Source organism: Serratia plymuthica (assembly GCF_018336935.1).
Lineage (GTDB): Bacteria > Pseudomonadota > Gammaproteobacteria > Enterobacterales > Enterobacteriaceae > Serratia > Serratia plymuthica_B.
Genome location: NZ_CP068771.1, coordinates 4,676,470 through 4,694,311, shown reverse-complemented (window position 1 = coordinate 4,694,311; position 17,842 = coordinate 4,676,470). Strand labels below are relative to the sequence as shown.

The 17,842-nt window shown below is 57.5% G+C and carries 19 protein-coding genes; 5 read left to right on the top strand and 14 right to left on the bottom strand.

Going from position 1 to position 17,842, the window contains the following annotated elements; genetic code table 11:
- Positions 1–107: 107 nt before the first annotated feature.
- Entirely contained in the window at positions 108–1,568 is a 1,461-nt protein-coding gene (gene mltF / locus JK621_RS21920) for a membrane-bound lytic murein transglycosylase MltF (protein ID WP_013814169.1), read from the top strand.
- Here mltF and tadA read toward each other — a convergent pair whose 3' ends face one another.
- Entirely contained in the window at positions 1,569–2,075 is a 507-nt protein-coding gene (tadA, locus tag JK621_RS21915) for a tRNA adenosine(34) deaminase TadA (protein WP_004952136.1), read from the bottom strand.
- A gap of 183 nt (positions 2,076–2,258) precedes the next feature.
- Between tadA and JK621_RS21910 the strand changes: the two genes are divergently transcribed.
- Positions 2,259–3,311: a DUF2157 domain-containing protein gene (locus JK621_RS21910; protein WP_212557628.1), complete on the top strand. Its 1,053-nt coding sequence runs from the start codon at positions 2,259–2,261 to the stop codon at positions 3,309–3,311.
- Positions 3,312–3,394: 83 nt separating this feature from the next.
- Here JK621_RS21910 and yfhb read toward each other — a convergent pair whose 3' ends face one another.
- Genes yfhb through murQ form a run of 3 tightly spaced genes read right to left on the bottom strand, consistent with a single transcriptional unit; the run spans position 3,395 to position 6,329 of the window.
- Positions 3,395–4,051, bottom strand: a complete 657-nt coding sequence (gene yfhb / locus JK621_RS21905; RefSeq protein ID WP_212557627.1) for a phosphatidylglycerophosphatase C — start codon at positions 4,049–4,051, stop codon at positions 3,395–3,397.
- A gap of 3 nt (positions 4,052–4,054) precedes the next feature.
- The gene (locus JK621_RS21900) at positions 4,055–5,416 is read right to left on the bottom strand and encodes a PTS transporter subunit EIIC (protein WP_212557626.1); all 1,362 of its coding nucleotides are present in this window, start codon (positions 5,414–5,416) and stop codon (positions 4,055–4,057) included.
- Between the two features lie 19 nt (positions 5,417–5,435).
- Positions 5,436–6,329, bottom strand: coding sequence for an N-acetylmuramic acid 6-phosphate etherase (gene murQ, locus JK621_RS21895; RefSeq protein ID WP_212557625.1), 894 nt, complete (start codon positions 6,327–6,329; stop codon positions 5,436–5,438).
- A 168-nt stretch (positions 6,330–6,497) separates the two neighbouring features.
- Between murQ and JK621_RS21890 the strand changes: the two genes are divergently transcribed.
- Positions 6,498–7,346, top strand: a complete 849-nt coding sequence (locus JK621_RS21890; protein WP_212557624.1) for a MurR/RpiR family transcriptional regulator — start codon at positions 6,498–6,500, stop codon at positions 7,344–7,346.
- A 53-nt stretch (positions 7,347–7,399) separates the two neighbouring features.
- Complete coding sequence (locus JK621_RS21885; protein WP_212557623.1) at positions 7,400–7,660, top strand: YfhL family 4Fe-4S dicluster ferredoxin; 261 nt, start codon at positions 7,400–7,402, stop codon at positions 7,658–7,660.
- A 64-nt stretch (positions 7,661–7,724) separates the two neighbouring features.
- Here the strand turns inward: JK621_RS21885 and acpS are convergent, their stop codons facing one another.
- From acpS to lepA, 7 genes are all read right to left on the bottom strand, one after another.
- Positions 7,725–8,105 (bottom strand): holo-ACP synthase, encoded by a 381-nt coding sequence (acpS, locus tag JK621_RS21880; protein WP_212557622.1) that lies wholly within the window; start codon positions 8,103–8,105, stop codon positions 7,725–7,727.
- On the bottom strand, positions 8,105–8,836 hold the full coding sequence (gene pdxJ, locus JK621_RS21875; protein ID WP_212557621.1) for a pyridoxine 5'-phosphate synthase: 732 nt from the start codon (positions 8,834–8,836) through the stop codon (positions 8,105–8,107). The genes acpS and pdxJ overlap by 1 nt, the downstream gene beginning before the upstream one ends.
- Positions 8,837–8,908: 72 nt before the next feature.
- Complete coding sequence (gene recO, locus JK621_RS21870; protein ID WP_004953582.1) at positions 8,909–9,640, bottom strand: DNA repair protein RecO; 732 nt, start codon at positions 9,638–9,640, stop codon at positions 8,909–8,911.
- 8 nt (positions 9,641–9,648) lie between these two features.
- Entirely contained in the window at positions 9,649–10,557 is a 909-nt protein-coding gene (era, locus tag JK621_RS21865) for a GTPase Era (protein WP_119804913.1), read from the bottom strand.
- Entirely contained in the window at positions 10,554–11,234 is a 681-nt protein-coding gene (rnc, locus tag JK621_RS21860) for a ribonuclease III (protein WP_004953587.1), read from the bottom strand. Before rnc ends, era begins: the two co-directional genes overlap by 4 nt.
- Positions 11,235–11,541: 307 nt before the next feature.
- Positions 11,542–12,519, bottom strand: coding sequence for a signal peptidase I (lepB, locus tag JK621_RS21855; protein WP_212557620.1), 978 nt, complete (start codon positions 12,517–12,519; stop codon positions 11,542–11,544).
- Between the two features lie 32 nt (positions 12,520–12,551).
- Complete coding sequence (lepA, locus tag JK621_RS21850; RefSeq protein ID WP_212557619.1) at positions 12,552–14,351, bottom strand: translation elongation factor 4; 1,800 nt, start codon at positions 14,349–14,351, stop codon at positions 12,552–12,554.
- A 541-nt stretch (positions 14,352–14,892) separates the two neighbouring features.
- On the opposite strand from lepA, the gene JK621_RS21845 reads away from it, so the two are divergent.
- On the top strand, positions 14,893–15,732 hold the full coding sequence (locus tag JK621_RS21845) for a hypothetical protein (RefSeq protein ID WP_212557618.1): 840 nt from the start codon (positions 14,893–14,895) through the stop codon (positions 15,730–15,732).
- On the opposite strand, the gene rseC is transcribed toward JK621_RS21845, so the two are convergent.
- The 3 genes from rseC to rseA are packed head-to-tail and all read right to left on the bottom strand — an operon-like array spanning position 15,729 to position 17,814.
- Entirely contained in the window at positions 15,729–16,205 is a 477-nt protein-coding gene (gene rseC, locus JK621_RS21840) for a SoxR-reducing system protein RseC (RefSeq protein WP_212557617.1), read from the bottom strand. The two genes, JK621_RS21845 and rseC, sit on opposite strands and share 4 nt — an antisense overlap.
- Positions 16,202–17,161 (bottom strand): sigma-E factor regulatory protein RseB, encoded by a 960-nt coding sequence (rseB, locus tag JK621_RS21835; RefSeq protein ID WP_212557616.1) that lies wholly within the window; start codon positions 17,159–17,161, stop codon positions 16,202–16,204. Before rseB ends, rseC begins: the two co-directional genes overlap by 4 nt.
- Positions 17,161–17,814: an anti-sigma-E factor RseA gene (gene rseA / locus JK621_RS21830; RefSeq protein WP_126484667.1), complete on the bottom strand. Its 654-nt coding sequence runs from the start codon at positions 17,812–17,814 to the stop codon at positions 17,161–17,163. The genes rseB and rseA overlap by 1 nt, the downstream gene beginning before the upstream one ends.
- Positions 17,815–17,842 lie beyond the last annotated feature (28 nt).

Genomic DNA, 17,842 nt, shown 5'->3' with positions numbered 1-17,842 from the left:
GCACGCTGGCGTTTTGTTGCGCAAAATGCTCCCGCACTGGTGATTTAACCATAAGAAAAGACTGACCCCCGGTCACCGGAGCACCCGTACCACCACTGGATAACTATTTGAAACGCCTAAAAATAAACTACATTCTCATCGGTGTTGTTACCTTGCTTCTGGCGCTCGCCCTGTGGCCCAACATTGCCTGGCGCGGTGGCCAGGGAGGGCAGCTCGAAGAGATCAAATCCCGTGGCGAGCTGCGTATCAGTACGCTGAACACGCCGCTAACCTATTTCACCACCAAACAGGGGCCGGGTGGGCTCGATTACGAACTGGCGAAGCGCTTCGCCAACTACCTGGGCGTGAAGCTGGTGGTGATCCCGCACAACAATATCAATGACCTGTTTGACGATCTGGACGATGACGACACCGATCTGCTGGCCGCCGGCCTGATCTACAACCAGGATCGCCTCAGCCGCGCACGCACCGGTCCGGCCTATTATTCCGTATCCCAGCAGTTGGTCTATCGCCTGGGCACCCCACGGCCAAAAACCTTTGCCGATATTAAAGGCAAGCTGGCGGTCGCCTCCGGTTCCGCGCACGTCAGCACGCTGAAGCAGCTTAAGCAAAGTAAATTCCCGGACCTCAGTTGGGAAGCCTCCAGCGACCTGACCTCCAAAGAGCTGCTGGAACAGGTGGCCGACGGCAAGCTCGACTATACCCTCGGCGACTCCGTGACTATCGCCCTGCTGCAGCGCATCCATCCGCAACTGGCGGTCGCGTTCGACGTCACCGATGAAGAGCCGGTCACCTGGTATCTGAAGCGCGGCAACGACGACAGCCTGTATGCGGCGATGCTGGATTTCTATAGCCAGATGGTAGACGACGGCACGCTGGCGCGGCTGGAAGAGAAGTATCTCGGCCACGTCGGCAGCTTCGATTACGTCGATACCAGAACCTTCCTGTCGGCCATCGACTCGGTGCTGCCGACCTTCCGCTCGCTGTTTGAAAAATACGCCAATGAGATCGACTGGAAATTGCTGGCGGCCATCGCCTATCAGGAGTCGCACTGGAACCCGCAGGCCACCTCCCCTACCGGCGTACGCGGCCTGATGATGCTGACGCGGGCCACCGCCGACGGCCTGGGGGTCAACGATCGTCTGGATCCCGAGGAAAGCATTCAGGGCGGCGCACTTTACCTGCAAAGGCTGATGGCCAAGGTGCCCGACAGCGTGCCGGAAGACGAACGCATCTGGTTCTCGCTGGCGGCGTACAACATGGGCTGGGGCCATATGCTCGACGCCCGCAAGCTGACCAAAATGCAAAAAGGCAACCCGGACAGCTGGGTGGACGTCAAACAGCGCCTGCCGATGCTCAGCCAAAAACGTTATTACCCGCAGTTGACCTACGGCTATGCGCGCGGACGCGAAGCTTATAACTACGTGGAAAACATTCGCCGCTATCAGGTCAGCCTGGTCGGCTATCTGCAAGAAAAAGAGAGGAAGGCGGCGCAGGAAGCGGCCGAACAGGAGGCGTTAGGGAAAGGCTATCCGGTCGTTATACCGGAACTGGCGCTTAACCACTGATTACTCCGGCTTATCCGCCGCGCGCTGCGCCAGCTTAAGCGCTTTTTTCTGCTCGCGGCGCAGGCGGAAAAAGTTGCTCAGCGTCGCGGCGCATTCGTCCGCCAGCACGCCTGAAGCGATCTCCACCTGATGGTTCATGCCGGGATGGCGCAAAATATCCACCAGCGACCCTGCCGCACCGGTTTTCACATCGGCCGCGCCATACACCAGCCGACGAATGCGGCTGTGAACCATTGCGCCGGCGCACATCACGCACGGCTCCAGGGTGACATACAACGTGGCATTCAACAGGCGATAGTTCTGTAACACCGCTCCGCCCTGCCGCAGCGCCATGATCTCCGCATGCGCGGTAGGATCGTGGCGGCCAATCGGCCGGTTCCAGCCTTCGCCAATCACCTGATTGTCCAGCACCAGCAGCGCACCCACCGGCACCTCGCCTTCTTCCTGAGCACGCTGGGCAAGCAGCAACGCCTGACGCATCCAGTATTCATCGTTATATTCAGTCATCGCATAATTCCTCGTGCGCTTTTGCGGCGGGCATTATACACAGTAGGTGCGCCGCATGCTGCGCCCGCGTTAACCGGAGTGAATATATTCGCCCCTGCCGACCGGGAACGGCGTCGAGCGCTGCGGCTTGAAATGCGACGGGTATATACTGAACGAATAGCGATGTTATCAGGGATAAGAAACATGAAATTCAGCAAGAAGAACGCCGCCGTGGTACGCAAAGCCCTGAACGGCTGGGTCGGCGAAGGCGCGCTGACGGCGCAACAGCAAGAACAGTTGTTGCAGCATGTGGAAGTGCAGCCTTTCGACTGGCGGCGGCTGGCGCGTTATACCTTTCTCGCCGCACTGGCCTCGCTGGTCATTGCCATCACCAGCCTGTTCGCCGACAGCGCTCTGTTGGACTGGCTGAGCGGCTTGTTCCGCTTCGATGCGCCGGTTCGCATGGCGATGGCCGGCATACTGGCCGCGCTGGCCTATATCTGGGCCTTGCGCCGTCGTCGCCGTCATCCGGAAAAACGCTACGGTAATGAGGCCGCGCTGTTCATCGCCGTGCTCTTCACCGCCTGCGCTCTGTGGCAAATGGGCGTCTGGCTGGACAACGGCAGTGGCCGGGTTTCATTGCTGCTGATGTTCGCCGCTCTGCTTTACGGCGTGATTGGCTGGTTCAGCCGCTCCGGGCTGGTGTGGTGGTTTGCCCTGCTGTCGCTCGGCAACGCCTTCGGCGTCGAAACCGGCTACCTTTCCGGCTGGGGCGCTTACTGGCTGGGCATGAGCTTCCCGATTCGCTTTATCGCCTTCGGCGCTGTCCTGATCGCCGCAGCATTGCTGCTGCAACCGCTGCTTGCACGGCGTGGGCTGGAGCGGGTTTCGCTGGCGATGGGGCTGCTGTATTTGTTTATCGCCCTGTGGCTGCTGTCGATCTTCGGCAATTACGGCGATCTTGACAGCTGGTATAGCGTGCGCCAGATCGAACTGTTCCACTGGAGCCTGCTGTTCGGCATCGCCGCCGCAGTGGTCATCTGGTTGGGGCTGAAACGTGACGACGCCATGCTGCGCGGATTCGGTCTGACCTTCCTGTGCATCAACCTTTATACCCGCTTCTTCGAGTTTTTCTGGGACAGCATGCCCAAGGCGATCTTCTTTGTGGTGCTCGGTCTGAGCCTGTGGGCGTTGGGGCACTATGCAGAGAAGATATGGCAACTGGGACGCAAGTCGCACGATCTGACCGATGATTAAGGCGTTATGAGTGCGGTCTGTCACGCTGCAATTCGAAAACCAGAGGAATATAAACGGCAAAGGGCGGAAATCCGCCCCTTTGCTTACTCCAACTGCTGCAACTCCCCCAGCTTGCTGACCCGCCAGCGGTGCTCGCAAAAGTACAGCAGCGGATTGTCCTGCTTGCTGTCACTGTAACCGCTGTACAGCCTGAGCGGCGCGCCGAGACGCTGTTCCAGTTGCGTCACTTTCTGGACGCCGAGACAGCGCATGGCCAACACCCAGCCGCCGTGACGGCGCACAATGCGGCTGCCGACCAGGCGCACCCGCGACAGGAAAGCGGAGTCCCGATAAACCTGTTCCACCAGCCGCTCCGGTGAGCCGGTGATCAGCCACACCTGCGCATCGTGCACATCGAGGTACTGGCGCAGGCGCATTTGCACCACCGGAAACGCGGTCACCTTGTCGCGGAAATAGCCGACGAACTGCAGTTCCAGCGCCTTTAACCTGGCCTCCGACCGGCCAAAGGTGATCGACCACAGCAGGACGCTCATCGGCCAGCGCGCAGCGCGCCCCATCACCAGCATCGCCAGCCCGACCACCGGCAGCAGCGGCACCACCAACAACAGGTTCAGCGGCAGATGGCGCAGCAAGAAACGCAAGAAACTGCCAAACATGTCTTCCTGATGCAGCGTACCGTCCAGATCAAAGAACACCACGCGGCGGCCCCCCACGGCCTCCTGGCTCTGTTTCTCGCTCAAACGTCACTCCTCAGGATCGTTGAATCCCATTATCCAGGTGAATATAAACCCAGCCGCAATCGTAATCACCATACCGGCCAGATACAACATCACCTTACCCGAGACAATGGTCAGCGCCAAAGGCAAACCCGAGATACCGAAGGTAATCACCGTCGCCACCTTCCAGTAACTGATCAGCGCGCCCCCCACCGCGCCGCCGAGGCAGGCGGCAATAAAGGGCTTGCCCAGCGGCAGGGTCACGCCGAAAATCAGCGGCTCGCCAATGCCGAGAATACCGACCGGCAACGCCCCTTTGATCACCTTTTTCAGGCGCGCATTGCGCGTTTTCATTAACACCGCCAATGCCGCCCCCACTTGCCCCACACCGGCCATCGCCAGGATCGGCAACAGCGGGTTGGAGCCGTGCGCCTGCACCAGCTCGACATGTATCGGCACCAATCCCTGATGCAGACCGGACAGCACCAGCGGCAGAAACAGCCCGGACAGCACCGCGCCCACCAGCAACCCGCCCTTGTCGATAGCCAGATTGGCGCCATGGGCGATGGCGTCCGAGATGTAGCCGCCGAGCGGTTGCAAAATCATAATCGCCAGCGAGGCAGTCACCAAGGTGGTCAACAGCGGATTGAGGATAAGCTCGATCGACTCCGGCAGCAGGTTGCGCAGGCGTTTTTCCACCCAACACATCAGCGCCACTACCAGCAGCACGGCAATCACCCCACCGCGCCCCGGCTGCAACGCTTCGCCGAACAGCGTAATCTGCGCCAGCGCCGGGCTGGAGAGAATTCCGGCCATCACGCCGCCCATCGCCTGCGAACCGCCAAACACCCGGGCGGCGTTGACCCCTACCAGAATATTCATGATGGCGAACACCGCGCTGCCGAAAATCGCCAGCAGCCCCAGCACGTTGGGGTAATTCACCGCCAGCTCGCCGGCGATATCCGGCCGCTTCAACAGGTTGATAATGCCGGTAATCAGACCTGAGGCGATAAACGCCGGTATCAACGGGATAAAGACATCGGCCAGTTTTTTCAGCGCACCGCTCATTGGTGCCGAATACTTTTGCTTAGCCTGTGCCTTGTTGCGAGCAATATTATCTTCAACGGCCGCCGGGGCGTCACTGAACAGTGTACGCATGGCATCTACCACTTTGGCGGCGGCGCCAGGGCCGACAATAAACTGATGCTGATCGCCCTGCTTGATATAGCCCTTAATGCCCGGTAACTGCCTGAGCGCCGCTAAATCAAGGCGCTGTTCGTCACGGACCTCGACGCGAACCCGCGTCATGCAGTTCTCCAGCCTGAGGATATTCCCCTCGCCGCCAATCCCCGTCAGAATCTGTGTTGCCAGTGCCGTTGTCTTGTCCATCGCCCGCCCCAAGTGTGGTTTAACGCGTCAATGCCGCGCGCAAATAGCCGTCGTGCTGCTGCAAGCGACGCTGCGCTTCTTCGGCGCCAATACCGGCCAAAATCATCAGAATCGCCGGTTTGACTTCAAAACCGGTCTGCGTCAACGCCGCCTCAACCTGGCTGCGTTCGGCGCCGGTGGCTTCCACGACGATGCGGCAGGCGCGATCCACCAGTTTGACGTTGGTAGCCTTCACGTCCACCATCAGGTTTTGATAAACCTTGCCCAGTTTGACCATCGCGCCGGTCGACAGCATGTTCAGCACCAGTTTTTGCGCAGTGCCGGATTTCATGCGCGTCGAACCGGTCAGCGCCTCCGGCCCCACCACCGGCGAGATCGCCACCTGCGCTTCGTGGGCGATGGGTGAATCCGGATTACAGGAAATCGCCGCCGTCGGGCAACCCAACTGACGCGCGTAGCGCAAGGCGCCAATCACATAAGGCGTACGCCCGGACGCCGCCAGCCCCACCACCATGTCGGTGGCCGTCAGCGTCAGCGCTTTCAAATCGGCCTCTCCCAGGGCTGCGTCGTCTTCTGCGCCTTCTACCGCCTTCAGCAGCGCGCCAGGGCCGCCGGCAATCAGCCCAACAACCCTGCCGTGCGGCACGCCGAAAGTGGGTGGGCATTCGGAGGCGTCAAGCACGCCAAGACGGCCGCTGGTACCCGCCCCCAGATAAATCAACCGGCCGCCGGCCTTCAACGCCGCCGCCGCCAGATCTACCGCCTGCGCGATCGCCGGCAGCACTTTTTCAATCGCTTCCGGCACCTTGCGGTCTTCCCGGTTAAAGCAGCTCACCATCTCCAATGTCGACATTTCATCCAGCCCCATGGTGGCTGGGTTACGGGTTTCAGATACCAATGCGCCTAGGTTCATTTGCTTACCTTTGAATTTTTAATTCCAAACATAAAAACATTATTTGAATATTTTATTCAGCAAAGCGAGCACTATTTGCTATTTTAAAGACGAGTTCACAAAAAATTTTCACTGCGCGTTTTCGCCGCCGGCGTGGCAGAATACCCGTTGGTTTCCAGGGAAAGAGCAATGAGCACCCTTCTTCGCATTCGTCAGATGTATCCGACACTGGCTCAAAACGACCGCAAACTGGCGGATTTTCTGCTGCATAACGCCGAGCAGGCGCGCCATCTCAGCTCGCAAAAGCTGGCCCAGTTGGCCGGGATCAGTCAGTCAAGCGTGGTGAAGTTTGCTCAGAAGATGGGCTACAAAGGCTTCCCGGCGTTGAAGCTGGCGCTGAGCGAAACCCTGGCCCAGCCACAGGCTGAGCAGGTGGTCACCGTACATAACCGGATCCTCAGCAGCGATGCGCTGAAAACGGTCGGCGAAAAGCTGTTGGTGGAAAAGCAGTCCGCGTTGCGCGCCACGCTGGATATCAATAGCGAAGAGCGTCTGCATCAGGCGCTGGATATGCTGCGCCAGGCGCGAAGGGTCATTTTGGTGGGGATCGGCGCTTCCGGGTTGGTCGCCAAGGATTTCTCCTACAAGCTGCTGAAAATTGGCGTGATGGCGATAGCGGAGCCGGATATGCATGTCCAGTTGGCGGCGGTACAGGCGCTGGATAAGCGGGATTTGCTGCTGGCGATCTCATTCAGCGGAGAACGGCGGGAAATCAACCTGGCGGCGGAAGAAGCCCGCCTGGCCGGCGCCAAGGTGCTGGCACTGACCAGTTTCTCGCCGAACGGGCTGCAGCAACGCGCCGATCACTGCCTGTATACCATCGCTGAGGAACCCGATACCCGCAGCGCCGCCATTTCCTCCAGCACCGCTCAGTTCGCCCTCACCGACCTGCTGTTTATGGCCTTGATTCAGCACGATCTCGATCATGCCCGCGACCGCATCAAACACAGCGAACAGTTAGTGAAAAAACTGGTTTAGACGTTATAATCCGCGCTGCGCAAAATACCCCTATTAACGATGAGAGATAAACCATGGCCCTGCTAATCACACGCAAATGCATCAACTGTGATATGTGCGAGCCGGAATGCCCGAATCAGGCCATTTCGATGGGGGAGGATATCTACCGGATCGATAGCGATCGCTGCACCGAGTGCGTTGGCCATTACGATATTCCAACCTGTCAGCAGGTATGCCCGATCGATAACACCATTGTCGTTAACCCGCAGCACCGCGAAAGCAACGAACAGCTGTGGGACAAGTTTGTGGTGCTGCATCACGCCGATCGGCTGTAATCGTCACCTTCCGATCGACAAGGGCGCCAACAGGCGCCCTTTTGTTTTTACGGCTGATACCGCGTTACCCTTCGATAATGACCGTTGCACAGGCGTAACGGCGTTCATCCGCCAGCGAGACGTGGATGGCGGTAACGCCCATCTCCTGCGCCAACTCGGCGGCGCGATCGTGCAGACGAATGTTCGGCTTGCCGAGACCGTCGTTGAAGACCTCGAACTGATTAAATGCCAGCCCGTTGCGAATGCCGGTACCGAAAGCCTTGGCGGCCGCTTCTTTCACCGCGAAGCGCTTGGCGAGAAAGCGTACCGGCTGCTGATGCTGCTGATACACCTCCCACTCGGCCGCGCTCAGCACGCGACGTGCCAGGCGATCGCCGCTGCGTTCCACCACGGCTTCGATACGCGCCATTTCAACGATGTCGGTACCCAGCCCCAGTACCGCCATTAGCGACGCGCTTCCCGCATCAGCAATTTCATGTCGGCAACCGCTGCCGGCAACCCACTCATTACTGCCTGGCCGATAATGGCATGGCCGATATTCAGCTCATACATCTCCGGCAGCGCAGCTATCGGCTGAACGTTATGGTAAGTCAGGCCATGACCGGCGTTGACCTTCAGCCCCTTGCCGGCGGCATAGGTAGCCGCGACCGCTATACGGTGCAGCTCGGCCTTCACCGCCAGTTCGCCTTCGGCTTCGGCATAGGCACCGGTATGGATTTCAATATAGGGAGCGCCAACCGCCACCGCCGCATCAATCTGGCGATGATCCGGGTCGATAAACAGCGAAACCAAAATGCCGGCCTGTGTCAAACGCTCCACCGCCACGGCCATTTTGTCCTGTTGCCCGGCAACGTCCAACCCACCCTCGGTAGTGACTTCTTCGCGTTTTTCCGGCACCAGGCAGCAAAATTGCGGCTTCACTTCAATGGCGATATCCAGCATTTCGTCGGTCACGGCCATTTCAAGATTCATGCGCGTCTGGATGGTTTGACGCAGAATACGCACGTCGCGATCGGTGATGTGGCGACGGTCTTCGCGCAGGTGCACGGTAATCCCGTCAGCCCCCGCCTGTTCGGCGATAAATGCCGCCTGAACCGGATCCGGATATTGGGTTCCGCGCGCGTTACGTAACGTGGCGATGTGATCGATATTAACGCCCAGCAGCAAATCAGCCATGACAACCCTCTAAAAACGATTTTCAGTGCCAGCAGTTTACACGCGGGCGCAGGGCCGCAAAAGGGGAAAAGGTCAGGCGTCGTCGACCGGCGTATCCGGCTGCTTGCGGACGAACTGACGAAACAGTTCGCGGCTCTTCAGCGGTTTGCCGCCCAGATAGGGTTTTAGCGCCATGCGGGTGAAGCGTTTGGCGGCGCGCAAGGTTTGCGCATCGGGGAACTGACGCTCCGCCAGCGCGCGCAGTTCGCGGCCGGTAAAGCTGTAATGGTCCACCACCAGACTGGCGATAAAGCCCTTTTCCTCGCGGTAACGGTAGGTCATGCCATCGTCCACCGGCTGGCCGCTGCCGGCGCAGTGCAGAAAATCGAGGCCATAGCCCAGGTGATTCAGCAATGCGAGTTCAAACTGACGAAGCGCCTGCTCCGGGGAAATGTCTTCCGCCGCCAGCGCCTGCAAACATTGCAGATAATCGAAGAATAAGACCGAGTAGTTGGCTTCCTGCTCCAGCACCCGCGACAGCAGTTCGTTCACGTACAGGCCGCTGTACAGCATCATGCCGCTGAGGGGTAAACCAAGGGAGACCGCTTCGGCGTTACGCAGCGTTTTCACTTCGCCACGGCCGCCCCAGCGCACCAGCAGGGGAGTAAAGGGTTGCAGGCAACCCTTCAGATTGGAGCGGCGGCTGCGCGCGCCTTTTGCCAGCAAGCGCACCCGCCCATGACCTTCCGTGAACATGTCCAGCATCAGGCTGGTTTCACTGTACGGTCGCCCATGCAGGACGAAAGCGCGCTCCCAGCCGTCCATTGGAGAGGTTATTTCAGGTCGTCGGTATAGCCCAGACTGCGCAGCGCACGTTCGTCGTCCGCCCAGCCGGATTTCACTTTCACCCACAGTTCCAGATGCACTTTGGTTTCAAACATCTGTTCCATGTCGTGGCGAGCTTCGATACCGATAGTTTTGATCTTCGCGCCCTTGTTGCCGATGACCATTTTCTTCTGGCCTTCGCGCTCAACCAGGATCAGCCCGTGCACGTTGTAACCGCCGCGTTCGTTCGGCACAAACTGTTCGATCTCAACCGTGACCGAGTAAGGCAGCTCTTCGCCCAGGAAACGCATCAGCTTTTCGCGAATGATTTCCGACGCCATAAAGCGCTGCGAACGGTCGGTGATGTAATCGTCCGGGAAGTGGTGTTCCGCTTCCGGCAGCAGCTTGCGCGCGATAGCGGCGATAGTGTCCACATTCATGCCTTTTTCGGCAGAAATCGGCACTACGTCGAGGAAATTCATCTGCTGGCTCAAGAACGCAATGTGCGGCAACAGCTTGGATTTGTCGGTAACGTTGTCGACCTTGTTGATCGCCAGCAGGACCGGGCATTTCAGGCTGCGCAGCTTGTTGACCACCATTTCATCGTCGGCAGTCCAGTTGGTGCCTTCCACTACGAAGATCACCAGTTCGACGTCGCCGATTGAGCTGCTGGCCGCGCGGTTCATCAAACGGTTGATGGCGCGTTTTTCTTCGATATGCAGACCCGGGGTGTCGACGTAGATAGCCTGATAGGCGCCATCGGTGTCGATACCCATAATGCGGTGACGGGTCGTCTGCGGTTTACGCGAAGTGATGGAGACTTTTTGCCCCAGCAGTTGGTTGAGCAACGTGGATTTGCCCACGTTGGGACGACCGACTATCGCAATAAAACCACAGTATTGTTTTTCTTCGCTCATTCAAGCTCCAGCTTTTTCAACGCTTGTTCCGCTGCTGCCTGTTCGGCTTTACGGCGGCTTGAGCCGGTACCTACGACAGGTTCGCTCAAACCACTCACCTGGCAGTGGATAGTAAACTCCTGATCGTGCGCCTCACCGCGAACCTGCACCACCAGATAAGAAGGCAACGGCAGATGACGACCTTGTAAAAACTCCTGCAAGCGGGTTTTCGGGTCTTTCTGCTTATCACCGGGGCTGATTTCGTCCAACCGGCTGCGATACCAGTCCAAAATCAGTCGTTCGACGTTTTGGATATCGCTATCCAGGAAAACGCCGCCAATTAATGCCTCCACCGTATCCGCCAGGATTGATTCGCGGCGGAATCCACCACTTTTCAACTCACCCGGTCCGAGACGCAGACATTCGCCCAGGTCGAACTCGCGCGCCATCTCCGCCAGCGTATTACCGCGCACCAACGTGGCACGCATGCGGCTCATATCGCCCTCGTCTACGCGAGGAAAACGATGGTAGAGCGCATTGGCGATGACAAAACTAAGAATAGAGTCACCCAGAAACTCAAGACGTTCATTGTGTTTACTGCTGGCGCTACGGTGAGTCAACGCTTGCAGTAAGAGCTCCTGCTGTTGAAAAGTGTAGCCCAGCTTCCGCTGCAGCCTGTTTATTACGATGGGGTTCATGAGTTACCAATAGATCAAGAATGCGTCAAAAACTTGCAGCATACGGAACAGGCCTGCTTCGCCGAAAGCCAATCCAAAGCTGTTTCGTTTGCAGTGGCTCCCAACAGGGAGCCAACTTTTTATCGCTCGAGGAGGTATTCTACAACGAGTGGAAATATAATGCTGCGTTTATATACCCTTCATCTTTCACGTTGCGGCGGTGTTGGCTTCCCTTTTTCACCCCGGTCACTTGGTTATCCAAGCTCCCGGAGATTCACTCGGTTACCGCCTTGCCGCAGCGCGAAATCTATTGGGTATAACGGAGCTATTAATGAATTCCACCGATACGGCTAAACCTTACGCCGGTTGGCCATTCACCTTCCTGCTTTTCAAAACTCATCCAGATAGCCGTGGCTTTACCCACCAGATTTTTCTCCGGTACGAAGCCCCAATAACGGCTGTCGGCACTGTTGTCGCGGTTATCACCCATCATGAAGTAATGCCCCGCCGGTACAATCCATTCCGCCAGTGGATTACCCGGCTGCTGGTTGTAAGCGCCCACCTGATCCTGCGTGCCCGGCACGGTCAGAATATGGTGAGAGACAGTGCCCAGCGTTTCCTGGCGCTCACGCAGGCGGATCCCGCCTTGTGGCACGTTATCGCTCTGCGGGATCTGGTAGAAACCGTTGCTGGCTTCGCCCATGCCGCTGCGGCTGAACATCTGCACAAAATCGCTTGGTTGCGCATCGGTGTATGTCAGCGCCAGTGCGGTATCGCAAGGCTGGCCGTTATTACAGGATGGCTGAACGGTCACGCGTTTATTAACCGGATCGTAAGACACCCGGTCACCCGGTAGCCCCACGACACGTTTGATATAATCCAGCTTCGGATCCAGCGGATATTTAAATACCGCAATATCGCCGCGTTTCGGATGGCCGGTTTCAATTAGCGTGGTCTGGGTAATCGGATCTTTAATGCCGTAAGCATATTTCTCCACCAGAATAAAATCGCCAATCAACAGCGTCGGCATCATTGAACCTGATGGGATCTGGAAAGGTTCGTAAATAAACGAACGCACCACAAACACCAGCAGCAATACCGGGAAAACCGACGCGCCGGTTTCGACCCAACCTGGCTGCTTCGCCACTTTCGCCAGCGTTTTATCGTCTACGGCGCCCGCAGTCTGTGCATTCACCGCCGCAATCTTCTCCCGGCGGGCCGGCGCCCATTTGAAGCGCTCAAAAGCCCATATGATCCCGGTAACCAGTGTAGCTATAGCCAGGATCAGGGCAAACATATTCGCCATGCAAACTCCCTAATTACGCGACCTTATCGCGGTTACTTGCTGTCTTTGCCAACGTGCAGAATGGCCAGGAACGCTTCTTGCGGCAACTCAACGTTACCGACCTGCTTCATGCGTTTCTTGCCGTCTTTCTGTTTCTGCAACAGCTTCTTCTTACGGCTGACGTCGCCGCCATAGCATTTTGCCAGAACGTTCTTACGCAGCTGTTTCACCGTGGAACGCGCGATGATATGGGTGCCGATCGCAGCCTGAATGGCGATATCGAATTGCTGACGCGGAATAAGCTCTTTCATCTTCTCCACCAGCTCACGGCCACGGTACTGCGCGTTGTCGCGGTGGGTGATCAAAGCCAGTGCATCCACGCGCTCGTTGTTGATCAACACATCGACGCGCACCATGTCAGACGTCTGGAAGCGTTTGAAGTTGTAATCCAGCGACGCATAACCGCGGGAGGTGGATTTCAGACGGTCGAAGAAGTCGAGCACCACTTCCGCCATCGGGATTTCGTAAGTCAGCGCGACCTGGTTGCCGTGATAGACCATGTTGGTCTGTACACCGCGTTTTTCGATACACAGCGTGATGACGTTGCCCAGGAACTCCTGCGGCATCAGCATGTGACACTCGGCGATCGGCTCGCGCAGCTCCATGATATTGTTCAGCGGCGGCAGTTTGGACGGGCTGTCGACGTAAATGGTCTCTTTGCCGGTGGTTTCAACTTCATAAACTACCGTTGGCGCCGTGGTAATCAGCTCCAGATCGTATTCACGCTCCAGACGCTCCTGAATGATCTCCATATGCAGCAGACCGAGGAAGCCACAGCGGAAACCAAAGCCCAACGCGGTGGAGCTCTCTGGCTCATAGAACAGGGAGGCGTCGTTCAGGCTCAGTTTGCCCAGCGCGTCGCGGAAGGCTTCATAATCGTCCGAGCTGATCGGGAACAGGCCAGCGTAAACCTGCGGCTTCACTTTTTTGAAACCTGGCAGCGCCTTGTCTGCCGGTTGACGTGCCAGCGTCAGGGTATCGCCCACCGGCGCGCCCAGGATGTCTTTAATGGCGCAAACCAGCCAGCCTACTTCGCCGCAGTTCAGCACGTCGCGATCGACGCGTTTCGGGGTAAAGATCCCGAGGCGATCGGCGTTATAAGTTTGGCCGGTGCTCATCACCTTGATCTTGTCGCCCTTGCGCATCGTGCCGTTCTTGACGCGCACCAGGGAAACAACGCCCAGATAGTTGTCGAACCAGGAGTCGATGATCAGTGCCTGCAGCGGCGCCTCAGGATCGCCTTCCGGCGGTGGGATGTCGCGCACCAGACGTTCGAGAACCTCCGGCACGCCGACGCCGGTTTTGGCCGAGCAGCGCACCGCATCGGTGGCGTCGATGCCAACGATGTCTTCAATCTCCTGCGCGGCGCGATCGGGATCGGCGGCCGGCAAGTCAATTTTGTTCAGTACCGGCACCACTTCCAGATCCATATCCAGCGCGGTGTAACAGTTGGCCAACGTCTGAGCTTCTACGCCCTGCCCGGCATCCACCACCAGCAACGCGCCTTCGCAAGCGGCCAGCGAACGAGAAACCTCGTAGGAGAAGTCAACGTGCCCTGGGGTGTCGATAAAGTTGAGCTGATAGGTTTGACCGTCTGTCGCCTTGTAGTCCAGCGTGACGCTCTGCGCTTTGATGGTAATGCCACGCTCGCGCTCAAGATCCATAGAATCAAGCACCTGCGCAGCCATTTCACGCTCGCTCAGGCCACCGCAAATTTGGATAATACGGTCGGACAGCGTCGACTTACCGTGGTCAATATGGGCAATAATGGAGAAATTTCGTATATGCTTCATTATAAAAGTTTTTCTGCCTTGGTATTTCTGAATTACTCGCCTATAGAAACCCGTATGGACCTAAAGCGACAGTGAATGGGTTCGGCCGTCTTCCGCCTGAATCGCTGCATTCTACATGCCACAACACTGAAAACCTAGCGATCGGTGCAGTGAAGGCATTCTATTATGCGCACTTTAGTGTTACACGGCGCTCCAGGTTGTGAAAGAAGATGTTAACAAAAGCCGATGAATGAAAAACCACTGCTTGCACCACCGAATCAACGGAAATCATGTGCTGCGCATGCCTTCATCTTCGGCGCTAATACATAACCGCCGATAACGCAATAAACTCCTTCCTAAATCAGGAATAAATAATATTGGGATCAACATCTTAGAATTGCCTTTCCCCTCTCCGGCTTTCGGAAAATCCCCATATACGCTCTCCGGTGCCTCCTATAGAAAGGGTGAAGAACTCCGCGACAAAATATTATTCAGGGCACTACATCGGCATGCCCACCGGAGTTCACCGGCATATCTCTGTACGTTGATTGGAAGGTGCGTAATGATCGATAAAGGGCAAATGCTGAGCCGGCACGATTTTTCTAAGGTCAATTGGGGCATTCTGGCAGCGGCATCGCTGCTGTTATCTGTAGGTGCGGCGCTGCTGTTGCTGCCGCTGCTGAGCAACATGGATGAAAATGCGGTACTGATCTTGCTGCAAACCGGCGCAGCCACTATTTTACTCGGCGGTAGTCTGCTGGCGCTGCGCCACTACCTGCGGCCAACGCTGACTTATCGCCTGTACGAGCATGGCGTTCGGGTGATTAACGACCATAGCCGCAAAGAGCGGTTTATCCCCTTTGAAAAAATTGGCGATATTTATCGTTTTCGCGGTGGGCGCTTGTTTGGCGGGCTATGCAACGTGATGGCATTTCGTACTACTGCCGAACAACCCTGGTGCACGGTGTTCAGCAATCTGTCCCATTCCTGGCGGTTGGTCGATGTCATTATCAACCAGCAGATCCAGCAGCGCGGTCCACTGGCGCTGAATGCGCTTTATCAGGGTGAGGTGTTGTCATTTAGCTATCTGAGCTGCAGTGCCCTCTGGCTGAACCATTTGCTGCCGGGCAATCGCAAGAAGCAAACGCCCCAAACGCTGCAGTTGAGCGCGACGGCGCTGATCACGCCGCAGGAGAGTATCCCGATTGAGCAGATCCGCACGCTGGAGAATAACACGCAGCGCGGCATTATCCGGCTGCTGGATAACCAGGGTAATGCGCTGTTTACGATAGGCTATTTTTCGCTGCTCAGCGCCGATCTGTTTATAGCGCTGTTGGAGCATATGATCTACAACCGCATCCCCGCCTATCATAATCCGGCGATGACGCGGCAGCAGTTTTAACGCAGGGGTTCAGTGTCCGTCTGCAGGCGCATAGCCCCAGGCGGCAAACCGATTTGCAGAACTATGGGTTGGTAATTCGCCTGCTCGCCGAGGCGGTGCGCCAGGCTACGCGCCAGCATAAAGGCCGCGCCGCCGCCAAGCAGTGCGCCGAGCGCCGCAGAAGCGTCGGTGCCCAGCCAGTATTGCAGCAGGCTCCCCCCTAACATCATGCCCAGCAAAGGCGTCAAATAAACCAGCATCGCCGAACGCAGCAAGCTGCCCTCGGCGATACCCACCTCGACCCGCTGGCCCGGCTCAAGCGGCTGCTCGATACGTACCTGCAGCTGATGTTCCGTTTCCGGTACCAGTTCGTTCAATGCGCGCGCGCCACAGCCCGAGCGGGCAGTGCAACTACCGCAGCCGGCTTTGGGTTCGCAGCGCAGCAACGCTACGCCTTGTTGCCACGAAACCACCGTGGCCCACTCTTTCATCATTGCGGTGACACCTTGAAGGTAATACTGTCAGCGATACGTTTGGCCGTCGCCGGCGGCAGTTCGCCAACGATGGTGATCTCGTTGCCGTTGCGCACTTCAGTCTGAATAGTACGCCGCCCCTGGCGATAATACTGCTGGCCGGCGCCGCTTCCCGCCGGGCTGACGTTGACCGAGAAACTGAACAGGCCATCGCTGTATAACCGCGTCTCGACAGGTTCGGTCACATTCGGCAGTTTGCGGCGGTTACGCGCCACCTCATCCACGCCGGCCGGCAACCAGCCGGTGCTCCAGCCCAGTTTGACGTTTTCGACCGCAGGAAGCGACAGCAACGGCGGCAGATTGGCCTTGATCAGCCCCTGCATCACGCCCTGCACTTCCGTGCCCACCACGAACGAAATAACCCGATATTGTTCCAGCGTTTCGCCATCACGATCGAGTAAGTCCACACGCAGCGGCAGCTTGGTATCCACATCCATCCAGACAATATAGCTGTAGCGCGAACCATCACGCGCAACCACGCGAATCACCTCGCAGGGGCGATCGGAGATTCGCGTGCTGCCAACAGAGATGAAATCGTAATATTTCGCCAGGCGGTCAAAATCGGCGTAGACGATAGCCGGCAGCGCATCGACGATATGATCGCCGGACAACGTAAAGGGCTCCAGGCCAGGTTCAAAATAGCTGATGCCTTCACCACGCTGCAATACTTCACGGCGCGGGCCGTCCATATGCAGAAGTTGACCCAGCGGCTGCTTGTCGATGACCGCATGGCGATAACGCAGCGACTCAATCCCCTGCTTGCTGATGCTGATATAGGCGAGTTCGTAATTGAGTGAACGGCTGGCACTGCTCATCTGTTGTAACAACGCCCCGGACGCAGTGGGCTGCGCCGGGGCGATGTTTGAGTAGAGCAGGCTGCCCGTCAATAGACAGACGGAGAACCAAAGTTGCTTCATTACTGCTGTTGCATTCCTAAAGACTGGGTTCCGGGAACCTGAACGGCAGCCTGTTGTGGGTTGCTTTGCTCAAGCTGCAGCTGATCGGAATGCAAACGGCGTTGCAATTCATAATCCTGCAGCATAGCGTTAATACGTTTGCGCTGTTCCTGCACCTGCTGCTGTTGCCCGCTGCCGGTTGAGAAACTGTCTGCCGGCACGCCGAGGCTGACCGGGGACGCCTGCCCCATGATCGGCAGGGTGTTAAACGCCGGTGACTCAGCTGCGCCAGACTGCGCGGCCGGTTGATTATAGTGTTGTACGCCTACAATCACCGCCAGCGAAACGCAGGCGGCCATGCCAATCTGAGTGATCTGGCTGGCCCAGGGACGCACTTTGTCCCAGAACGGCATTTTCTGCCAGGTGTGCGGTTGCGGCTGAGATTCCGGTACTGCAGAAGGAACCAGACGTGCAGGTTCTTTCTCAAGTGCAGCAGCAACACGATCTGCGATATCGAGATGCATTACTTGTCCGATATCACCCCGTAGTGTGTCACGTATCAGGTGATAGCTCTGCCAGGTTTGTTGAAGCGCCCTGTCATTAGACAATGAACTCAGCAGCTCAGTGTCGAGCGATTCTCCATCCATCAGAGCGGAAAGCTTTTCTTTCTGCATGCCTAAGTACCCTTCCTGTGTCCGCCAT